Origin of the sequence: Streptomyces longhuiensis (assembly GCF_020616555.1) — a bacterium.
GTDB classification, from domain to species: Bacteria; Actinomycetota; Actinomycetes; order Streptomycetales; family Streptomycetaceae; genus Streptomyces; species Streptomyces longhuiensis.
This window is the reverse complement of the sequence record NZ_CP085173.1, coordinates 348,864-369,760: the sequence shown is the minus strand read 5'-3', so window position 1 is coordinate 369,760 and position 20,897 is coordinate 348,864. Positions and strand designations below refer to the sequence as shown.

At 68.6% G+C, this 20,897-nt stretch carries 18 protein-coding genes and 1 pseudogene; 10 read left to right on the top strand and 9 right to left on the bottom strand.

The window, feature by feature from the left end:
* The first annotated feature begins 239 nt into the window (after positions 1-239).
* The 4 genes from LGI35_RS01845 to LGI35_RS01830 all read left to right on the top strand — a co-directional run bounded on the left by LGI35_RS01845 (position 240) and on the right by LGI35_RS01830 (position 2,706).
* Positions 240-410: a DUF5670 family protein gene (locus tag LGI35_RS01845; RefSeq protein WP_227291829.1), complete on the top strand. Its 171-nt coding sequence runs from the start codon at positions 240-242 to the stop codon at positions 408-410.
* 409 nt (positions 411-819) lie between these two features.
* A complete protein-coding gene (locus tag LGI35_RS01840; protein WP_227291828.1) occupies positions 820-1,206 on the top strand; it encodes an ATP-binding protein in 387 nt (128 codons plus the stop codon).
* A gap of 133 nt (positions 1,207-1,339) precedes the next feature.
* Positions 1,340-2,203: a SigB/SigF/SigG family RNA polymerase sigma factor gene (locus LGI35_RS01835; protein WP_227291827.1), complete on the top strand. Its 864-nt coding sequence runs from the start codon at positions 1,340-1,342 to the stop codon at positions 2,201-2,203.
* 98 nt (positions 2,204-2,301) lie between these two features.
* Positions 2,302-2,706: an STAS domain-containing protein gene (locus LGI35_RS01830; protein WP_227291826.1), complete on the top strand. Its 405-nt coding sequence runs from the start codon at positions 2,302-2,304 to the stop codon at positions 2,704-2,706.
* A 51-nt stretch (positions 2,707-2,757) separates the two neighbouring features.
* Here the strand turns inward: LGI35_RS01830 and LGI35_RS01825 are convergent, their stop codons facing one another.
* The 3 genes from LGI35_RS01825 to LGI35_RS01815 form a co-directional block, all read right to left on the bottom strand.
* Positions 2,758-3,006, bottom strand: a complete 249-nt coding sequence (locus LGI35_RS01825; RefSeq protein WP_227291825.1) for an STAS domain-containing protein — start codon at positions 3,004-3,006, stop codon at positions 2,758-2,760.
* A 404-nt stretch (positions 3,007-3,410) separates the two neighbouring features.
* Positions 3,411-4,037, bottom strand: coding sequence for a hypothetical protein (locus LGI35_RS01820; protein ID WP_227291824.1), 627 nt, complete (start codon positions 4,035-4,037; stop codon positions 3,411-3,413).
* A gap of 27 nt (positions 4,038-4,064) precedes the next feature.
* Complete coding sequence (locus LGI35_RS01815; RefSeq protein WP_227291823.1) at positions 4,065-5,720, bottom strand: multicopper oxidase family protein; 1,656 nt, start codon at positions 5,718-5,720, stop codon at positions 4,065-4,067.
* A gap of 433 nt (positions 5,721-6,153) precedes the next feature.
* Here LGI35_RS01815 and LGI35_RS01810 point away from each other — a divergent pair, with 433 nt between their 5' ends.
* Positions 6,154-6,732 (top strand): SMI1/KNR4 family protein, encoded by a 579-nt coding sequence (locus LGI35_RS01810; protein WP_227291822.1) that lies wholly within the window; start codon positions 6,154-6,156, stop codon positions 6,730-6,732.
* A gap of 145 nt (positions 6,733-6,877) precedes the next feature.
* Here the strand turns inward: LGI35_RS01810 and LGI35_RS01805 are convergent, their stop codons facing one another.
* Both LGI35_RS01805 and LGI35_RS01800 read right to left on the bottom strand, forming a co-directional pair.
* Positions 6,878-7,624 carry a phosphotransferase family protein gene (locus tag LGI35_RS01805; RefSeq protein WP_227291821.1) on the bottom strand — a complete coding sequence of 249 codons (747 nt, stop codon included), beginning with the start codon at positions 7,622-7,624 and terminating at the stop codon, positions 6,878-6,880.
* Positions 7,625-7,980: 356 nt separating this feature from the next.
* Positions 7,981-8,715 carry an SDR family oxidoreductase gene (locus LGI35_RS01800; protein ID WP_227291820.1) on the bottom strand — a complete coding sequence of 245 codons (735 nt, stop codon included), beginning with the start codon at positions 8,713-8,715 and terminating at the stop codon, positions 7,981-7,983.
* A 71-nt stretch (positions 8,716-8,786) separates the two neighbouring features.
* Here LGI35_RS01800 and LGI35_RS01795 point away from each other — a divergent pair, with 71 nt between their 5' ends.
* Complete coding sequence (locus LGI35_RS01795; RefSeq protein WP_227291819.1) at positions 8,787-9,731, top strand: LysR family transcriptional regulator; 945 nt, start codon at positions 8,787-8,789, stop codon at positions 9,729-9,731.
* 257 nt (positions 9,732-9,988) lie between these two features.
* A complete protein-coding gene (locus LGI35_RS01790) occupies positions 9,989-10,375 on the top strand; it encodes a hypothetical protein (RefSeq protein WP_227291818.1) in 387 nt (128 codons plus the stop codon).
* Between the two features lie 602 nt (positions 10,376-10,977).
* On the opposite strand, the pseudogene LGI35_RS01785 reads toward LGI35_RS01790, so the two are convergent.
* Positions 10,978-13,111 (bottom strand): annotated as a pseudogene (locus tag LGI35_RS01785) (SpoIIE family protein phosphatase).
* A gap of 5 nt (positions 13,112-13,116) precedes the next feature.
* The gene (locus LGI35_RS01780) at positions 13,117-13,356 is read right to left on the bottom strand and encodes a helix-turn-helix domain-containing protein (protein ID WP_227291817.1); all 240 of its coding nucleotides are present in this window, start codon (positions 13,354-13,356) and stop codon (positions 13,117-13,119) included.
* Between the two features lie 657 nt (positions 13,357-14,013).
* Between LGI35_RS01780 and LGI35_RS01775 the strand changes: the two genes are divergently transcribed.
* Together LGI35_RS01775 and LGI35_RS01770 are read left to right on the top strand one after the other, a co-directional pair.
* Positions 14,014-15,138 carry an FUSC family protein gene (locus LGI35_RS01775; RefSeq protein WP_227291816.1) on the top strand — a complete coding sequence of 375 codons (1,125 nt, stop codon included), beginning with the start codon at positions 14,014-14,016 and terminating at the stop codon, positions 15,136-15,138.
* A 964-nt stretch (positions 15,139-16,102) separates the two neighbouring features.
* Complete coding sequence (locus tag LGI35_RS01770) at positions 16,103-16,471, top strand: hypothetical protein (RefSeq protein ID WP_227291815.1); 369 nt, start codon at positions 16,103-16,105, stop codon at positions 16,469-16,471.
* Between the two features lie 169 nt (positions 16,472-16,640).
* Here the strand turns inward: LGI35_RS01770 and LGI35_RS01765 are convergent, their stop codons facing one another.
* Complete coding sequence (locus tag LGI35_RS01765) at positions 16,641-17,780, bottom strand: winged helix DNA-binding domain-containing protein (protein ID WP_227291814.1); 1,140 nt, start codon at positions 17,778-17,780, stop codon at positions 16,641-16,643.
* A gap of 9 nt (positions 17,781-17,789) precedes the next feature.
* On the opposite strand from LGI35_RS01765, the gene LGI35_RS01760 reads away from it, so the two are divergent.
* Complete coding sequence (locus LGI35_RS01760) at positions 17,790-18,068, top strand: transposase (protein WP_227291813.1); 279 nt, start codon at positions 17,790-17,792, stop codon at positions 18,066-18,068.
* 39 nt (positions 18,069-18,107) lie between these two features.
* Here LGI35_RS01760 and LGI35_RS01755 read toward each other — a convergent pair whose 3' ends face one another.
* Positions 18,108-20,228, bottom strand: a complete 2,121-nt coding sequence (locus tag LGI35_RS01755) for a SpoIIE family protein phosphatase (protein WP_227291812.1) — start codon at positions 20,226-20,228, stop codon at positions 18,108-18,110.
* Between the last annotated feature and the right edge of the window lie 669 nt (positions 20,229-20,897).

Genomic DNA, 20,897 nt, shown 5'->3' with positions numbered 1-20,897 from the left:
CTTGGCTTGGACATCATGTGCTGTCAGTTCGGGTGGCCACGGATCAACAGCGTAAACACGAGTGGCAGCGAATTTCCCGGATGGATAACACGGAATCCGGTGCATGACCAGTTCGGTCAAGGGCGCTCCGTGAGCGGCCACGGCGCGATCAAATACCCTTGTCTCTATAAAACAAACTCCTCTTTCACGCGTTTGTATGAGGTAGACGAGGACAGATGGCGGCCAGGAGGTTGATAACGATGGTTCCCCTGATTCTTGTTCTTCTTCTGGCCCTGCTCCTCTTCGGTGCCGGCTTCGCGTTGAAGGCCCTGTGGTGGATCGCGGTCATCGTCCTGGTGCTGTGGCTGCTCGGCTTCGTGATCCGCCCGGCGGCGAGCGGCGGCCGCAAGGGCCGCTGGTACCGATGGTGATCACGGCCGGCTGAAGACGGCCCGCGGCGGATGCAGCACTGCCGCCGGGGCGATGGACTGAGGGGTGGACCCCGACCTGGGACGGTCGGGTCCACCCCTCTTCTGCGCACCTGCGAAGAATTGCCCGTCCGCTGGGCCGACGTACTCAAGCAGCAAATCGAAAGTCCGAGGAAGCGCGTTGGATCGATCGCGTACAGAAGTGCCGTGCGCAGAAGGCGGGACACAGCCCATGGAGACCAGTATCGGCAGAGTGTCCGAGGCGCCGTCCTTGTACCGGATAACGTTGACGCTCTGCCTTTGAGTGGGTAGGGGGAGTGTTGTGCGACGGGTCGGGCAGGTGGGACAACGCGACGGCGCACCTTCCGATTGACGAGTTCGCACAACGACGCAGAGAGGGGCTGAGGTCTTCATGACCACGCACACGGCACCCGAGATCCAGAAGATGGGCTGTCACGACGCGCGCGCCGAGGTCAGGGCAGTTATGGAAACCGTCTGTCGGCTGCGCTCAGGCCAGGCCAGGCGCTTTCGTGAGGACGCCCTGCTGGTGACCAGCGAGTTGACGTCCAACGCGATCCTGCACGGCGGCGGGCTCACCCGGTTCAACGCCCGCATAGAAGACGGATCCCTGCTGGTGCAGGTGAGCGACCAGAGCATGACGGCGCCTCACCCCGTACGCCACAACCCCGGACTGCCCGGCGGCTTCGGCTGGATGATCACCCAGCGCCTCGCCTCACACGTCTCCGTTGACATCCAGCCCGACGGCAAGACCATCACAGCCGTCCTCGCTCTGCCGTAGAGCACAGGGCGCTCATCGCCGGACACTCAAAAGGATCTTCCGGCTTCCGCATGCATGTCCGCCGCCATGGTGGGTAGTCGCGCCAGAACGGGGAGCAGCAGGCAAGCTCGGAACAAGCAAAAGGGGCGGGCGCATGATCACCGTAACGACGCAGGAGAAGATCCAGGCCGCACAGGCTCAGGAGGACCTCGCCGAGCGGGCATACGCCGACCCCTCTTCCATCGCCCCGAAGGATGCGCGAGAGATCGGCAAGCGGTTCTTCGGCCGGCTCGGGCAGCTGGAGGAAGGCACGCACGAGTATCAGTACGTGCGCAACTGCCTGATCGAGATGAACCTCTCCCTGGTGCAATACGCGGCCTCCCGGTTCCGTCACCGTGGCCAGGAGGAGATGGAAGACATCGTTCAGGTCGGCACGATCGGCCTGATCAAGGCGATCGACCGGTTCGAACTGACCCGTGAGGTCGAGTTCGCGACGTTCGCCGTCCCCTACATCACCGGTGAGATCAAGCGGTTCTTCCGCGACACCAGCTGGGCCGTGCACGTGCCGCGCCGCCTCCAGGAAGCCCGCATCGAACTGTCCAAGGCTACCGAGGAGCTGCGCACCCGTCTGGGCCGCAACCCCTCCACGGCCGAGCTGGCAGAGCTGATGCAGCTGGAGCCGTCCGAGGTCGCCCAGGCGCAGATGGCGTCCAACGGCTACAACGCCTCTTCCCTGGACGCCTCGGTGATGAGCGCAGGTGACGAGTCCGACACCGCGCTGGCCGATTTCATCGGCTTCGAAGAGGACTCCTACGAGCTCATCGACAACTTCCACTCGCTGGCCCCGCTCATCGCCGGCCTCGACGAGCGTGAACGCACGCTGATCCATCTCCGCTTCGTCGAGGAGCACACCCAGTCGCAGATCGGCGAAGCACTCGGTGTCTCGCAGATGCACGTCTCCCGCCTCATCGCCCGCGTGGTGGCGAAGCTCCGCACCGGCCTGATGACCACCGACTAGTCCAGCCCGGCTCCTCGTGAACGCATCCCGCCCTCCGGCATCACAAGTGCCGGAGGGCGGGATGCGTTCGGGGCACGTTGTGTGTCAGGGTGCTGAGCATGACATCAGGCATCGGGAAAGTGCGTCTTGATCAGCGGGAACGTGTAGCGGTGATCACGCCGTTCGGTGACGTGGACCTGCACGATCTCGCCGACGTTGTGGAAGTCTTCGCACAGGTACTGTCCGACACGTCGACGGACGCAACGCTCCTCGATCTGTCGGAAGTGACCTTCGCCGACAGCACCTTCCTCAACCAGCTGATCCGGACGCTCTCCGACCACACCTCGATTGCCAGGCCGCTCGTCCTGACCGGGCCCCTGCAGTCGGAAGTGCGACGACTGCTGCAAATCACCGGGACCGACACCATCCTGCCCCTCGCCGACACTGCACACGAGGGACTGCAGCAACTCCGCGCAGTCGATACGTCCGCAACGAGGGGTCAAACACCCGCCGCTGGCATCTGACCATCATCTGGGCGAAAGCACGTGACTGCTGCCCAAGGCAGGTTCAGTGACTCACGGAACTGCTGGCGGTGGCTGTCGCGGCGTCCGGGGGGGATGGTGAAAGCTTGGTCCAGACCGACGATGCCCAAGATGCGGGTGGTGTTGGTGGGCACCGCGGGCGGCCAGGCCTATGCCACCGCCTTGATCGATGGCCAGGCTCCTGGCCGACAGCAGAGCGCTGATCCCGCTGGAGTCGCAGTCGTCCAGGCCGGTCAAATCCAGGACCAATCGTTGGCCTGCGGAACCGGTGAGGGCGTCCACGGCCTTGCGTGGTTCGGTGCTGTCTCATGGCTATACCTGTGCCCGTGACGACCCGTCCACGGTTCCCTTGCGCTTACGAGGTGTCGTGTTGTTGTCGGTGCTGGGCCGGCCGTCAGGTCGGCGTGGGTGCGGCGGTTGAGGTACGTGGTCCACCAGGCGAGGCGGTCGGCGGAGTTCTGGGGGAAGAGGGTGCTGAGGGCCGTGAGCGCAGTGGAAGCGGCCGCGGTGAGGACGACGGCGGTGAGCGTGGCCCACCAGGGGGCGCCGGTGGCGGTGGCGTGCGCGGCGGTTGTGCTGGCGCCGGCGAGCGCGTTCCATGCGGGCTTGGGTGCCATGAGGGGGTCTGCTTCCCAGTGCCGGTGGCGCCTGCGGGCGCCGGTGGGAGCAGATCGCGCCGCGGGACTTCACACCGCGGTTCCGCGACCTGGACGAGCAGCGGTTCTGGCGGGCCGCGATGCCGACAGGACCTCGATGATTTCGGCGATGCCAGCGACGGGTTCGCCCTCATGCATGGTGATCACGTCACCGGGCTTCAGATGCTGCCATTGCCCAGGCTGCAGGGGAGCCAGGCGAATGTCGGCTGTCTCTCCAGGGCCGAGCTGCGGCGCGAACTCCACCCAAAGCCGCGCGATGTTCAGATCCTGTTGTCCGTCTGCGGTGCGGTTACCGATGTCCCAAAGAGGCCTGAGCCGGCCGTCCCCTGAGAAGGCGCTCTGACGCCCGCCCTCGTCGGTTCCCACAAGCGTCAAGGTCGCACGGATCGTGCCGTGTTTGACTTCCCAGCCCCGCCACTCGCACCAACGGCGGCTGCGGTCGAGCATCATCTGCCGAGCGGCCTCGGAGAGCATCTCCCAGAAGGTGATGGATACCGGATGGACATCCGCGATCTCGATGAGCACGTCGAGCGCCATCTCCCATTCCTGGAGCTGGATTTCCCTGCGAACATCTCCGACCGTCTGGCCGTTCTCTGCCACGGCGCCCTCGGACAGTAGGTCAGCGGCCTGCCGAAGGAGTGTGAACGCGTCATCCATGTACTGGATTGTCGCCTAGTTCCGGCCTCAACTTCTTTGGCGTGAGGCCAGTGAGTTGCTGCCTGCACTGAGGTTTCGGTTTGGGACGTAGCTGATGGTCTGCATCATGCCGAGGTCTTCGTGGTGGAGTTGGTGGCAGTGGGCGATGGCGCGGCCGGTGAAGTGCTCGTACTTGACGAGGAAGGTGATGGATTGGCCCGGTGTGCCGCCAGCCAGGCCGATGGTGTCGTGCCAGATGGGCGGGTCCAGCCGTTTGCCGTTCCGATGGGTGAGGAGGATCTGGTTGGTGTGGAGGTGGAACGGATGGTTGAACTTCGGCATGGTCTCTTCGGTGCGGACGGTCCATCGTTCCACGGTGTCGAGCCGAAGTGTGTGGTTGGTGTACTCGGGGTCGAACAGCCCGTAGGCCGAGTCGCGGGTGAGGTCGCCGTCCGGGTCGGCTGCGGGGGTTGCGTGGGTGCCCAGCATGCGGAAGGCGTTGGGGAATGCCCCTGTGAAGGCGCCGGGGTCGGCGTGGAAGACGACTTCCCGGTCAGCGTCGGGGTTGATGATGTCGTTCTCGTCGAGGAATGGCCTGCCTGGGGGCAGGGACGCGGGCAGCTCCATGGCCGGTTCGACAGGCCGGCCCGTCACCTCGATCGTCATCAGCGGTCCGGGGACCGCCTCGGCCCGAAGTTCGTACCTGCCGGGCAGAGTGCCACGGATCAGGACGTCGGCACGGTTGCCCATGGCCAGCTCCACCGTCTCCCGCGCGACCGGTGCACCGAAGGTGACACCGTCTTGGGCGATCTGGTGCACCGTCATGGCGCCGCTGCCCCCGGTGACCGTGAGCCGAAGGGCAGTGAATGCGGTCGCGGCCACCAGCCGCCACCGCTGGACCTCGCCCTGGCGCAGAGTGATGGTGGGGTTGACCGTGCCGTTGACGGTGAAGACGGACGGGACGCCCATCACCCAGTCACCTGAGGTGAAGGCGGGGACCTTGCCGGCCTTGAGCTTGAGTTCGTTGATACAGACGACGACATCGGCGGCCGCCTTGATCTCCGGGACCTCGTCGACGTCGCCTTCGACGACGATCACCCCGGCCATGCCGCCGACGATCTGCTCGGCGGTGGCTCCGTGCAGGTGTGGGTGGTACCAGTAGGTGCCGGCGGGGTGGTCGGCCGGGACGTGGATGGTCGTCGTGTACTGCGGTTCTGCGGCGTCGGCTGCAGCTTCGCTGGCGGTGCGCGGTGCGAACTCGCGCAGGACGTTGTCGGCGTGCCCGGATGGGGAGACGTGCATCCCGTGGGTGTGCACGTTGAAGCTGTTGGCGTGGTGCGGCGTGTTGTGGCCGCCCAGGTGGGGCGGGTTGGGCGGCAGCCCGTTGACGTGAGTCAGCCGCAGGGTGTCCCCGCCGCGCAGGCGCAGGGTTGGCCCCGGGATCGTCCCGTTGTAGGTGCGCGTGGTGACAGAGCCGTGGCCGGGGATGGCGACGTCCGTGAAGCGGACACCGAGGATTTGGTCGAGAACGCACGAGGCAGAGATCGGCCCAGGCCGCGAGACCACCACGGTCGGTTGAGGAAACGGCGCGGATCGCGGCGCCGTGCGTCGTCCGCTCAGGGCTGCGCCCGGCGCGGCCGCGATGCCGGCGAAGGAGATGGCCTTGAGTGCCGAACGCCGGCCGATTCCGCCGCCTTGTCCCATAAGGCAGCAATCTAGATCAACTCGACCTGGGGCAGCCGGATGGCGCACCGGTGCGGCATCTGCGGCTGCCGCGAGCGCGCGACGGGCGGCGGCGCCGGCGTCGGCGAGGACTGCCTGTCCGTGCCGGCCGCGTGCGCCCCTCTTGCCCGCCCCGACTATGCGGGGGTCAGGAGCCAGGCCGGTAGCCGCACCGCCCGCGATGAGGCCAGGACGCCGGGGCCTCACGAAGCCGACGACCTCCGCGTCGACTGTGTCCCTCGGCCCTCCCACTCATGACCACAACAACCATAGGGACCAACGACACAGCCCTGCTCGAATCACGCATTCCTCAGCAGAGTCGTAAACGCCGGAGCACTGGCCAAGATCAAAAGGTAGAGCAGTTCACGTGGGCACAGGCGTTCCTGTGGATAGGGTGATCCTGGGCAAGGGGGCTATGAACCAGCAGCATGCGCGCGAAGCGGAGAAAGTCCGACAGGCGTGGGGGCGCGTCACACGGTGGCTGGAGCGCCATGCCCCGAGGAGCGCCGCTGCCCTTGGTGAGCCCGCAGGTCCGAAGATGATCAGTGAGGCCGAAGGCCGCCTCGGCGTGAGTTTCCCGCAGCAGATGTGGACCTGGCTTCTGACCCACAATGGCGTACGGAGGAAGGAGGATCACTTTGGCGGCAGCTCTGAGGCCCGTGCGAACTGCTTCCTCCCCTCCGGCTGGCACCTGCTTTCCGTCGAAGAGATCGTGGCGGTGTATGAGTGGCGCACCTCGATGGCGGCCATGCAACCGTCGCCCCACCCAACCCCCGAGTGCCTCGGCTGGCACCGGAACTGGATCCCCTTCGCCGTCGAAAGCGACTGGCTCTACGGCCGGTTCGTCGACGCCAGCACCGGCGTGCTCGGAAGCTGGAGCGACGGCGACCTGAACGAGCTGGGGACGCACGACGACCTCGCGGAGTACTTCCACGACCTCGCGGACGAGATGCGCCTGTACGGCAAGGTCGAGGACGGCGAGCTTGCCTGGTAGGAACCCAGACCGCATCCCTCGCAGCACTGCCCCGCCTCGCACTCGTGTGCGTGACCGCCTCACCGCCCGATAGAAACGATGCCGCGAAGCTCCCAACGCCTTCTCTCGTCGGCCTGCAGCCATAGCAGTCGGGCCCCGCGCAGCCTCACATCCGGGATCTCAGCACGTCGACCTCACAACCCGGCGCGAAGGGGTCGAAACCGTGCTCGATCAGCCAGCGAACTACCAGCAGGCTTCGCAACGACCACCACGCGTGAATCACGTCGAGGTCGACGTCGGTGCCATAGCCGGCGATGACGTCGTCGAGGTGCTTCTCGTGTCCGAGCGTGAAGGTGGCGAGGTCGTACAGGGCATCTCCCTGGCCCGCCTCGGACCAGTCGATGATGCCGGTGACCTCGCCGCCGTCGACAAAGACGTGCGCGATCTGCAGGTCGCCGTGAGTGAACGCCGGAGTCCACGGCCGGAACGCGGCCTCGGCGACCTGGCGGTTGCGGGTGACCAGGTCAGCGGGCAGGACACCGTTCGCCACGAGCAACTCGCACTCGTCGTCGAGTTCCGCCGTCAGCGCGACGATGCTCCGCCCGGCCCGGCCCGGCCGGGGCGGCAGTGGCGCGTCGTGCAGCTTCCGGATGGCGGCGCCCGCAGCGGCCCACGCCGCCGGCGATCCGGTCGATGGCCCGCCGAGGCGCCCCAGCGTCGTCCCTGGGAGCGCGGCGATCGCGAGCACGGACGGCTTGCGCCACAGGATCTCCGGGGTCGGGACCGGCGCGAGGGACATCGCCTCGACCTCGGCGTCGATGCGCGCCTGATCGGCGTCCACCTTGAAGAACACGTCACCGACGCGCAGAGTCGCGCGCTCGGAATGGGCGACGACGACTTTGACTTCATCCATGGGCGACCAGTATCCCAGGGATGATCCCCGACGTCGCCAGGTTTATCGCGTGCGATGAGGCGGCCTGACCGCGTCCCGAGCCCCGGCCGCCTCTTGCACGACACCGACCTCTACAGCGAGGTTAGGCCCGCCACTTCGATAGGAGCCCCTCAGCCGCGGTCAACTTTGGCCTGCGGCCGGGTAGTCCGACCAGTGCCTTCCGGCGAAGTGATCACCTCGTGCCCGTCTTGGCTTGTGCGCTGCCCACCAACTACCAGTAAGGCCCGTGAGGATGGGCGCGCGAGAGGCCGGTGATCGTCACGGCGGGGGTTGCAAACAGCCCGGCAGGCTTCGGGCGCAGACGGCGCGGCATGGTCTCACCAGGGAATCGGCCCGTCCTCGGCCAAGAAGGCGCCCGTCGGGCCGTCCTCGCCCGCCGTCGCCAGGTCAACCGCCAAGGCCGCGCCCTCCTCCGCCGTGCGTATCCCGGTGTGGCGGTTGAGGTCGGTCGCGCAGTAGCCGGGACTCACCGCGTTGACCAGGATCCCTTCGGCGCGCAGTTCATTGGCGTAGAGCACGGTGATCGCGTTCAGCGCGCTCTTCGAGGTGCAGTAGGGGAGGAGGATCGAGGTGTAGGCGGACCACGGGCTGCCCGGGTCGGCGAAGTGGGTGAGGGAGCCGAGTTCGCTGGACATGTTGACGATGCGTGCGGCGGCGGAGCGGCGGAGCAGGGGGAGCATGGCGTGGGTCACCGCGATGACGCCGAACACGTTGGTCTCGTAGACCTGCCGGACGGTAGCGGCGGGGGTTTCACTCGGCTTTTGCGGTGCGGCGGCGATCGCGGCGTTGTTGACGAGGATGTCGAGGCGGCCGAACGTGGCGTCGATGTGCTTGGCGGCGGCCTGGACCGAGGTCTCGTCGGTGACGTCCAGCGGAAGGAACCGTACGTCGGCGCCGCCCGCGCGAAGCTCCTCGGTCGCCGCCTCGCCACGCTCGGCGTTGCGGGCGCCGATCAGCACGGTGATGCCGAGGGCTGCGAGCCTGCGCGCCGTTTCCTTGCCGATGCCCTTGTTCGCGCCGGTGATCAGAGCAGTCTTTCGCGAAGTCGTCATGGCACCCAGCCTCCCCTCACCCACGGGTGGCAGGGAAAGACCAGATGACTCTGGATCTATAGTCCTCAGATATGAGTGAGCTTGAGGTGCGGGAGCTGAGGTACTTCATCGCGGTCGCCGAGGAACTGAACTTCAGCCGGGCCGCGCAACGCCTGGGGATGGCGCAGCCTCCGCTGTCGAAGGCGATCGCTCAGATGGAGTCCCGGCTCGGGGTACGCCTGCTGGAGCGCACCACCCGGCGGGTGAGGCTGACCAACGCCGGTCAGGTGCTGCTCGGCCAGGCCCGGATCGCGGTCGACGCGGTGCACGCGGCGGCCCGGCGAGCACGCCGGGCCGGTCAGCCGACACCGCAGCTCGTCGTGGCGGTCAAACCGGGAGGCGATGCCGGGCTGCTGCGGGACATCCTCGCCGCCTACCGGAGAACTGGTTCGCATCTGCCGCCGCCTGAAGTCGTCGTCGGCGGCAGCGGAGAGCCGATCGCCATGCTGCGGGACGGCCGTGCCGACGTAGCGCTGCTGCGCAGCCCGTTCGACGGTCAAGGGCTGGATTCCCAGACACTCGTGATCGAGCCGCGACTGGCCGTCCTCCCCGCCGCGCACCGCCTGGCCGGACGCCGGCGACTGCGGCTGAGCGACCTCAAGGGCGAAGCGATCCCGCGCTGGAAGGGGGCCGCGCCCTCCACCACCGCCTACTTCACCGGATACGACGGCGCAGAAGCAGGCGATGCCCACAGTGGCTTGGCGCCGGCTGACCCTCCTGAGGGGCCGCTCGTGGCCAGCGTCGAGCAACTCCTGGAGGTGGTCGCGCTGGGGCAGGCGGTGGCGTTCCTGGCACGCTCCACCACCGAGCGGCACCAGCGCCCGGACATCGCATACCGGCCGGTCACCGGCCTCAGCCCCAGCGCGGTCATGGTCGCCTGGCCGGAGACCTCGCGATCCGCAGCCGTTGCCGCCTTCGTCCAAGCCGCCCACGACGTCGCCACCGACGACCCTGACTACATGACCGCACTGGCCTGACCGCACTGGCCTGGCCGGCGTACTCAACCCCTGGTCTGCGCCGACCACGCGCTTCTTTCCTCGCCCCGACACCAGACAGCAACCGGCGCGAAGAATGGCCGGCCCCAACCCGTCACCGTCATGCGCATGCCGCGGGAACACACCAACAGGCAGCCGGAGTCTCCTCCGAGACCGTCTACAAGGCGTTCGGTGGCAAGCCGGGGCCGGTCAAGGCGCTGTGGGACGTCACCCTGGCAGGGGATGACGAACCGCTGGCCATGGCCGAGCGGCCCCAGTTGCGGATGATGTGGGAATTCCGCGACGCGGCCTCCAAGTTCCGCCTGTACGCCGCGTTCGTCCGCGGCGTCCATGAACGGCTCGCCGCTCTGTTCGCCCACCTCGCCCAGGCCGGCCCCGACGTCGGGCAGGTCCTCGTCCTCAGCGAGGAGGAACGCATGACCGGGGTGACCGCCTTCGTCGCCCATCTCGCCGAGACCGGCGTCCTGCCCACGGATGCTGACGCCGCCCATATGGCGGACTCCTGCTGGGCGCTGACCGGGCCCCATCTGTTCACCCAGCTCACCGTCGGTCGCGGCTGTGACGCCGACACCTACGAGGACTGGCTGACGGGCATGCTCGCGTCGCCCCTTGCGGACACGACCTGAGCGCACACCGCTCGGCCGCGCGGTCGTAGCGACGGCGCAGCCGGTGTTGGGCTGCTGCGCCGTACGGAGCGCCTCCTCGAACTGTGGGCGGACCCGTACGCGGATGCTGGTCTTCTGGCCGGGCACCTTGTCGCGGGTAATGCCGTGGGCGGTGAGCGCGTAGTGCTGGGAGTCGAGTTCCTGCCTGGGTGTCGAGCAGGGGCGTAGCCGATGTGGATGTCCGGGCCGGGGGGCGGGGGCGGGTATTGGTATCCGCGGTGGTTTCGTGAGCCGGGCACTTTTGCGAATCGGCCGGTGTGGTGGGCAGCGACCGTGCTGCCGTGCGAGCGGCGAGGTGAGCCGGACTCGACTTCGCAGCGCGAGCAGGGGGTGCTCGACGTCGTCCGCGTCGGCCGGTGAAGGGCCGTGAGGGCCCGTCATGTCCCTGGATCGTCAACCCGTGCACGTCTGAGAAGGCGCTCCGGCCTGTTTTTGCACGAGAACGGTTTCTGAGAGTCGATTGACGGTCGGTGAGGTCCCATCGGCCCGTTATCGATCTTGCTCCGGGAGAGGGTCTGTCGGTGAAAGCGCGGGGTTTGTCGGCGTCGACGGGTGTTTGGCCCTCACGGCTTGTTGTGGGGGCGGATGAGGAGCAGGGCGATGTCGTCGTTGAGGGGTGCGGCTTGTTCGGCGTAGTGGATGAGGGTTTCGGCCAGGGTGTCGAGGTTTTGGGTTTGGGCTGATGTCAGGTGGGCGGCGAGTGCGGTGGTGGCGTCGTCGATGTCGGTGCCGGGGGATTCGACGAGTCCGTCGGTGTACAGGGCGAGGACGGCGCCAGGTGGCAGGGCGATGTCGGTGGTCTGGTATTGGGCGTCCGGGGCGATGCCCAGCAGCAGTCCTGGGGGGGATGCGGAGGATGTCGGTGGGGCCGTCGGGGTGGCGGAGCAGGGCGGGTGGGTGTCCGGCGGTGGCGAGCTGTGCGCGGTGGTGTGTGAGGTCGAGGTGGGCGATGAGGCAGCTGGCGAAGAGGCCGGGGTCGAGGTCGGTCAGGAGGCGGTTGGTGCGGGCGAGGATGTCGCCGGGGGTGGCGCCGGCGGTGGCGTGGGCGTGGACGGCGGTGCGGACCTGTCCCATGAGGGCGGCGGCGGTGGTGTTGTGGCCTTGGACGTCGCCGATCACGGCGACTGCCGTGGTGGGTGTGCAGCGGATGAGGTCGTAGAAGTCGCCGCCGATGTCCATGCCGTTGCGGGCGGGCCGGTAGCGGGCGGTGACCTCTAGCCCGGCAAGGCGTGGCAGGGTCCGGGGCAGCAGGCCGGTTTGCAGGGTGTGGGCCAGCTCGTGCTTGGCGTCGTAGAGGCGGGCGCGGCCCAGGGCCTGGGCGATGAGTCCGGCGAGGGAGGTGAGGATGGCCCGCTCGGCGGGCGGGTAGGGGCGGGGCTTGTCGTAGGCGAGGACGAGGGTGCCGACCGGGTGGCCGGAGGCGATCAGGGGGAGGAAGGCCCAGGATGATTTGTCGTCCAGGTGCACTGCCGTGGGATAGGACCTTTTGAGGTCGGCGAAGGTGGAGTAGAAGCTGGGAACGCCGGTGGTGAGGGCGGCCGCGGCGGGGGTGTCGGCGGTCAGCGGGGCTGCGTCGAAGCGGGCCATCAGGTCGGGGCTGTAGCCCCGGTAGCCGATGATGCGCAGTCGTCCCTCCTCCACGGTCATGAGGGCCATGGCTGTGGGGCCGAAGGCCGGCACGATCTGGTCGGCGGCCTGTTCGACCACGTCATGAGCGCCGACGGCTTCGCCGAGGGCGGCGGCGATGTGCGTCAGGTGATACAGCGCTGTTGCCCCCACAGGCTCGTCAGGGGGTGGGGCAGGATTGCTGGCCTTCGTGGCAACGGGCTTTTCGGCGTGGGTGATGTGGACGCTGATGCCGCTGCCGTCCGGGTAGAGCTGGAAGAACAGCCAGGTGCCGGAAGGGTGTTGGGCGGTGAAGGAGATGGGCTGGCGTGCGATCACCGCCGCTCGGTAGTGGTCTTCGAATATCGGGTCGTACAGCCAGGGGAGCACCTCCCAGGGGCGGTTGCCCATCAGATGGGCGGCGTCGGCACCGAGCAGTTCGGCGCCGGCGGCGTTGAGGAAGGTGAGCTTGCCGTCCAGGTCGAGCGCGCAGCACCCTATGGACAAGCGCTCGGTGAAGTCCAGGGCGGCCATGGCCTGGGCCGGGTCGGCCTGTGGGAGATGCGGCGCGGGAAGCAGGCGGGGCTCATCGGCGGGGCGCAGCGGACGGCCGCTGTCCGTGGCCTGTTGCAGGAGGGCTGCCGCGCGGCGGCAGCAGGCCGTGATCGTCTCCTGTTCGTCCGCGCTGAGCTGCGGCGGGTGCCAGACAGGCCACAGCAGCCCGATGCTGCCCCACACGGTGTCGGCGCCGGTGATCGGGGCCGCGGCCACCATGAAGTCGTACGGCACCACGGCCCCTATCTGCGGGTAGCGGCGGGCGATCTCCTCCTGGCTGCCCAGCCAGATCAGGCGCCGCTGCCGGACGGCCTCCGCAAGCGGGGCCTCGGCGTCCCAGGGAATGCGGGCCCACGGCGCGACGATCCGCCGCGACACACCACAGACCAGCACCATCCGCAGCACCCGCTCACCCGGCGGCAGCAGGTACACGAACCCCGCCGAGGCCCCGGTGTCGCGCACCACATCGGCCAGGACCGCATCGAGCAGCTCCGCGGCGGCGCCGGCAGCGGTGCGAGCGGCAGCGGGGTGCTGCATGACCCTCACCCGCCCCCGGCCGGCTCAGCACTGCGGGTGCGCCCGAAGCGGCTGCGCGCCGCCTCGGCACTGATGCCCAGCCCCGCACCGATCTGCGCCCAGCTGGCCCCGGCGCGCCGGTCCGCCAGCACCGCCGCCCGGACCAGCGCTCCGGCCAGATCAGGAACCCGGGCTACCGCGGCACAGTGCCACCCCGCCGGCCAGCCCGGCGAAGGCTGCTCCAGGGAGCGCTGCTCGGCGCTCATGACGTGCCGCAACAGGACTTCACCGGCCGCAGCCATCCCTTCCCGAGCGGAAGCTGCCTCCTGCCACCTGCGCCGAGCCCGCCAGGCCGCCTGCCGGTGCGCCGGCCGGCAGTACCGGCGCCCCCGGGCCACCGGCCCCGGGAGCGGCGCACCGCACCAGTCACATCGCGCGTCACCCATATTCGGACAATACGCCCGTGGTGCGGTGACGGCGACGCGCAGCCCTGGTCCGGTGGGTCCGGCCCTGATGCGCTCGTGCACTCCTCTCTTTCTCCGTTCGTAGGTCCGCTCTTTCTCTGTTCGTGGGTCCGCCCGCCGTGCGGTCCCGCTCTCGGTGATCGGGCGGTGGCTGCACTGCGCATACCGGCTCGTGCCCGCCGCCGGCAAAGCCGAGGTGCTGGACCTCGAAACCCGCCTCGCGCCATTCCTGGACGGAGCGTCCTGAACCTTTCACCGATCCCTGGATGCTCGTTTTCCGGAGCACGCCCGGGCTGCCCCGCCCGCCCGACGCCGGCGGTGACGGCCGGTGCGACAGCAGTGAAGACGACGCGCTGGGGCCTATGGGCGACCGTGGTCGACGTCACTAGGTCAAAACGGACAAATAATGCCATCATCGATGTCGTGCAAGATTCAACCATCTGTGTGGGGCGCGCGCCCGTGACGACAGCAAGGTCGATACCCCGCCTCGCCGGCCGGCTCCGCACCAAGCGGGCGGACCATGTGGTTCACGGCGCCAAAACCCTCATCGCGACCCTGCTCGCCTGGGGCATGGTGGCCCCTTGGTCCGCCGGGGGGCGCCCCTACATGGCGGTAGCCACGGCGCTGCTCATGGTCAACGCATCCACGGTCTACCAGTCCGTGACCAAGGCGGCGCAGAATGTACTGGCGAGACTCGCCGGGCTCGTCCTCGCCCTCGTGGCGGCCCGACTGCTGGGACCGACCGCGGGCGCCGTCGCGGTCATTGCGGTCATCGCGGTCCTGGCAGGCCCTCGCCGCACCGCTGAGGACCGTCTCCAGATCGCCTCCACGGCAGTCATCGCGCTGGCTGCCACCACGGCCGATCCCATGGGCAGTCTTTGGGCCCCCGTGCTCCAGACGCTCGCCGGTGCGGCCGTGGGCATCGCGGTGAACGCCCTCGTCCTGCCGCCGCTCTACTTGAACGAGTCCGGTTCCGCCGTACGCGACCTCGCCCGCTCCATGGGAACGCTGCTGCATGACATGGGTGTCGGCCTGTCCGGGCGGCAGCTCAACTCGAAGGCCCACAACTGGCTGCACCAGGCGCGCAACCTGGACGAGCGCCTCACTCGCGCAGAGGAGCAGGTGCGGCAGGCTGATGAGAGCCTGCGCTGGAACACACGCTGTGTCGCGCACGCGCGGCGCAACGAGACGGCCTTCAGCGACAGCGACACATTCAGGGCCTTGCGTGGCGTGTCGATCCAGGTACGCGGAATCGCACGGACCCTCGCCGACAGCGCGCACGACCACCACGCCGATCACCACCTGGGGCACCAGTTCCTCGACCGGTACGCCGAAACCCTCCAGCTGGCAGGGGCGGCCGTCCAGACATTCGCCGAATCCACCCCGGCGACCGGGGCGCCGGACACATCCCCTCGCGAACGCTTGCGCGGAGCGATCGACGGCACGCTGGCCTGGCACGACACCATGACCGACATGATCGCCCGGGGCGCCCTCACTAAACCGGGTGCCTGGCACGTCTACGGCTCCCTCATGACCGACGCGGAAAGACTGCTGGCCGACCTCGACTGCACGGGCGCACGCTGATACACGCTGGCTGAGGTTTCAACGGTGCGCGCGACTTTTGGCCACGCCTGACGTTCATGCCAGGGTCGCAGGGGCACCTGTTGTCGCCCCGGGAGCAGTTCCGCCACCCCGCATCCAGACCCACCGGCATCCTCGCGCCCCTGACCCGCACGCGAGGTCCAGGAGTCATGGACCGGAGGGCTGCAAGGCACGCCCTGACTGCCAACGGCTCCCCGGCCGCGCCGTGACGCGCCCAACCGGGCGGACGGGGCCGTAACGGCATCCGGCCGCAGTCCGTCGTCCCGACCCGCACCGTCCACCGGGCCGCGGGGAAACACGGCTCGCCTCCGATCGCGGCCCTCGTCGATCCGGCATGGCGCCCCGCAGGGACGTGCGCAGGACCGGCCGCGCGCTTGAGGGCGTAGGGCTGATGCTGCCCTCGAGTGAGCGGCGGCATCTGCCGGTGGCCGGGGCGAGACTGCCAGGGCGCCGCGGTGCGCAACCCGTTGCCCGTGTCGCCGCCGTGGATGAGTGCGGCGGCGGGGCGGGAGCCGCAAGCTCGCCGGGGGACCGATCCGCAGGGGCCGCCCGTCTCGGCACTCACGGCCGGTCAGCCGTTGCAAGGGGTGCAGCTTCAGCCTCATGCCCGGCCGGGCCCCTGCGGGCTCGGCAACGCCCGGGCCGCGACAGCGGGCCCCGCTCCATCAACGAGCCGGACGCACAGCGCCGGGCCGCCCGCGAGCCGGTCGTCGGCGCCGACGTGCAGAAGCAGGAGTCGCTCCGCCAACTGCCCGGCCCCGGGCGGCAGGCGACCGACGGGGCTGCCGGAATCATTCCGGCCCAACGACTCTCCTGGGCATGGCGCACCTCACTCCCCGGATAGTTCATCGTTCAACCACTTCGGAGTACTGTCGTCAGTGCCTCATCGAAGGCAAGCCCTCGCGGCCTGTTGCGCAGGTGACGCGATAAGCAAGGAGGAAAGATCATGGCTTTCAGGATTGCGCGACGCGCTGCTCTCACGGCCGTCTCTGTGACGGTCGCAGCAACCGGACTCCTCGCGACCGGTGGTCCCGCCTCGGCAGGGGCCCGCCCGACCGACGAGCGGACAGCCGTTTCGCACCACGTGCAACACCTCGGCACTCATGACAACGGCCGCAGCCGGGACGCAGGTCAAGCCAACAACGAAGACCGTCGGCGCTGGGTCAGCGACCAGATCGAATGGACCCTGCACCACAACCGCCTCACCCAGCAGATGAACGACGACGAAGGCCGTCGGCGCTGGGTCGCTGACCAGGTCGAATGGACCCTGCACCACGCCCCAGCAACTCAGCGGACCTACGACGCCCACCGTTGATGCTGAGTCACTGACCAGATCCTCGATCCGGGACCAAGATGGACCTCACCGCTGGGTTCGGCGGCCACATGGACACCGTGACCCAGTGGGCGGCGCTCGCCCAGGATGGCTGGGCCGGCTACCTGGCGGCTCTCAAAGCCACCGAACGGGCCGTGCTCGCCGGGTGTGGTCACCTTTTGACGATCATCCTCTCGACGTGGGGAAACCCCTTGTCCCACCAGTGTCCGTAGCGCCGGTAGGCAGCTGGATCGCGGTTGGCGAGCAGCGCTGACAGCTTTTCCGCCTCCTCGGTCAGACCTTGCCACGCAACCGCGCCGAGCTTACGGAAGGCGGTCAGTTCCAGCCCGCTGTCGACCGCGCGCCATACTCCGGCGACCTGGCCGTCGACGAGCAGGCAGGGCAGCACATCGCCGTTACGCCGGACGGTCAGGGGCCGGTACTCCGGGGGCATGAGCCGCCCGGGGACGGCGTGAGCCAGGAGCGTGCTGTCCCACATCGGCAGCAGCCTCGGCGGCGCCGGGGTGTCATCGGCGGGCACTGTAGCGCCAGGCAGGTCGAACAGGGCGGCGCGGCCGGGGCCTGCCACTTGTACCACCTGGTCGCCGAGCTCATGCAGCGCCTTGGATATGGCGGTGCGAGTCAACAGGGTGAACCGGGCGAAGTCCTGGGCCGACGCGGGCCCGAACGCGCGCAGGTAGGCGAGAAGCAGGCGTTGGACCCCAGCGTCGGCTTCCTGTGGCGCGGCCGCAGGGGCCGCCGGGGAGGCGCGGTAGGTGTTGGGCTGCGTGAACGACCACGGGCCGCCGGTCGGCGCATGATGCACCGGCGCGAACGTGCGCAGCGCCCACCACACGCGGTGTGAGTGCTCGCCGTGCCTTCCCGTGACCTCGTCCTCTACCTGGGCGCCGGTGCGAGGCCGCTTCAGGAACCCGGCGAGCTCTGGGAGCAGCGCGTCGGCGTCGTCGGGAGTCAGCCCTGTTGCGGTGAAGCGGCGGTCGTACAGCCGTGACGCCCGCAGAGTGCTCAGCATGGCAGCGCGGTAGGGCTCGTAGTCCTCGGCATGGACGACGTGCAGCGTGATCCGCATGAGGGTTGCCTTCACGATCCGACCCTGCGCGAACGCTGCGTCGAGATTCTCGGGCGCGAAGTCCTGCACACGGTTCCAAAGAGCCAGGTACGGCGACGCGGGTGCCTGCGCCTGCAGAGCGCAGACCCGCCGAACCGCCTCTGCCACATCGAGGCGCCGGCGCTCGAGCAAGAGCTGACGGTCCAAGGTAGCCAGGGCGAGCTGTCGCGCGGTGAGGCTCATGACCGGATCATGCCACCTCGGCTTCAGCTCCCGCACGGAGCAATTGCTTTGACAGTCCTGTCAGTTGAAGGCGCCTGCTGGGCACGGATCGAACCGGTGCTGCCGCCATGGCCCGAACGGTCGCCAGGGCCGAAGCCGGTGCCCGACCGGCTGTGTCTGCACGGCATCCTGTGGGTCCTGCACCAGAACATGGCTTGGCAACTCCTGCCCTTGGAGCTGAGGTTCGGCTCCGGACAGATGTGCTGGCGGTGCTTGGAGCGCTGGCAGAAGTCGGGCGTCTTCGAGTAACTGCACCGCCTCCTGCTCACTGAACTCAACGCGGCGAGGTCAGTGGCCGGGAGCGGGGGCCTGGGCGGGGGTGGGTTGGGGCAGGGTTTGTTCGGCCCAGATGATTTTTCCGTGTCGGGTGGGGCGGGTGCCCCAGTGCTCGGTGATTTCTCCGGTGATGAACAGGCCGCGGCCGCCTTCGTCGCTGTCGTCGGCACGCCGTAGTTGCGGGACTGTGCTGCTGGTGTCGGAGACTTCGCAGGTGAGTGTCCGGTCTCGGATCAGGCGGAGTCCGATGGGTCCGTCGGAGTAGCGGACGGCGTTGGTGACCAGTTCGCTGACGACCAGTTCGGTGGTGGAGGTGAGGTCTTCGAGGTCCCAGGCGGCGAGCTGGGCGGTCGCATATTTACGTGCCTGGGCCACGGATTCGGGGGAGGGCTGCAGGGTCCAGGACGCCAGTCGGTCGGGGCCGAGGGCGCGGGTTTTGACGAGGAGCAGCACCGCGCAGTTCTGAGCGATCGGGGTGCGCAGGAGGGTGTCGCAACTCGCCTGGAGTGAGCGGGTGCCGGGTGGGAAGAGGCCCTGGATCTGGTCCAGTGTCCGTGTGGTGCTCTGGGCCAGATGGCCCGGGACGTGGGTGCTGGTCAGGATGAGGTGGGTGCCTTCGGGGAGTGTGTGTTCGGTCGCCTGGTAGGCGGGTCGTCCCTGTCCCAGTGCCGGTCCGGACGGGGCGTCGGCGATCTCCAGCGTGCCGTTGGGCAGGACGAGGAGCGGTTGCGGGTGGCCGGCGGTGGCGATTGTGCAGTGCCGGGTGGTGGGGTCGTAGATGGCATAGGTGCAGGTGGCGTTCAGGGCCGCGGTGGGGGACCTGTCGTGTGTGGAGGGGCTCTGCTGTCCGCTGAGCCAGGTGACGAGCTCATGCAGGCGCTCCAGCAGTTCGTCCGGTGGCAGGTCCATCAAAGCCAGGGCTCCGATGGCGGCCCGCAGTTCGCCCATGGCGGCGACGGCGGGGAGGCCGTCGCCCTGGACGTTGCCGGCCACCAGCGCGACGCGGGCGCCGGGCAGCGCGATGACATCGGTCCAGCCGCTGCCGGAGCGGGGGGCCGGGTAGCTGTATGCGCTCTCCACGGCGCTGTGGACCGGGGTTCCGGCCGGTCTGTGTCTCATCTGGAGAATGAGGGCAGCCGCGCGGCCGTGGCTGTACAGCCGGGCGTTGTCCAGGCACAGGGCGGTGCGGGTGGCCAGTTGCTGTGCCAGGACCCGGTCGTCGTCCGCGTACGCGTCCGGGGAGCGCCAGCGGTAGAAGCAGGCCAGACCGAGGACGAGGCCCCGGGCGTGCAGCGGAACCACGATCATCGAGTGGACCTGGACTTCCCCCAGCAGCCGGTGGAGAAGAGGATCGCTCTGCAGCCAGGCGGCATGCGGATCGAGCCTCTTGATCAGCCGGGGACGAAGGTCCGCCAGGGCGTCACGGTAGGGCGATCCGGCGGGAAGACCGCTCACTTCCCCGGCCACGGGGCCGTGTGGATCCTCGATGCTGCGCATCGAGTGCCAGCCCCCGCGCCGCAGCTCGATGTGCTCGATCTGCGGTCCGGGTTCCAGAGCCTCACCGCGCAGTACCGGGTCCAGGAGATCGACCGTGGTGGTGTCGGCGAAATCCGGGACGGTCGCATCGGCAAGGTCCTGCGCGGTGCGGAAGACATCCAGCGTCGTACCGATCCGGGCACTGGCCCCTTCCAGCAGAACCAGCCGCGCCTGAGCCTTGTGCCGCTCGGTGACATCCGTGATCGACGCGGCCACTCCCAGGACCTGGCCCCGTTCGTTGCTCAGCTGGAACCAGGACGTTGAGAGAGCGAACTCACGGTACGGCGCGTGGCGGGAGCGCGCCGTCACCTGGACATCGCGCCGGGGCGTACCGCTCTCGAGTACTTCACGCGCCAGAACCTCAACAGCCGCGGCCCGCTCCCGGTTGAAGCCCTGCAACGCCTCCGCGAGCGTGAAGCCGAGGAACTCCTCGACCGGGAAAGCCCGGACGTTGCGCGCGGCAATGTTCATGTGCACGATGCGCAGCCCGGTGTCGAACACCAGCAGGCCGACCGGAGACTTGGTGAACAGGGCCCTCAGGACCGCGTCCCCCATGCCGCCACCGAGGTGACCCGCAGTATCCCGCGCAGCGCTCACCGCACTCCTTCGGCTGAAGGTGAAAGACCTTGCTCCGGTCTCCGTACCGGATTGGATCATCTCATTCCTGATTGATCGTGGAGGAACAGGACACTTGGGTGCCCTGGGATCAGCCTGCCGGGAGCCCGCGCCACCACCACGTGGACGCAGAACAGCCCGGCCGGGTCGGCGCTGGACCTCCTGCCGGCGGTACGGACTGTGCGACCCGCCGACATCACGTCCCCACTCCTTCCCCTGTGGCGGGGATGTGGCGGCAGGCTCTGCGCGCCATCGAAGACGGACTGGTGCCTCTCGCCCCGAGGAAGGCCCCCGGGGAATCCGGAGAGGGGCAGCAGCGGCCGGGACGGGCCCTGTGTGATGTGATGGCCCGATGCCTGTTGGGACCGTGCAGGGTGGGGCTGTGATACGTGCAGCAGACGCAGCGGGGAAGGGGCAGGCAGATGGGCCGAGCTCCCAGCGTGAGCAGACTCGATGAGTTCCTGGGCGCGTGCCTGGTGCCGGGGTTGTCGGGCGGCACGAGGCCGCCTGTCCGTGTGAGGTCCTTGCCCTTGCCTTGGGGCCTGCCGCACAGGTGGATCTCTGCAGGACGCGGAGCGCTGCCGGACCCCGCAAGAACACACGCCGGTGGACCGACAGGCTGACCGGCGGCAGTCTTTCCTGCAGGCACGA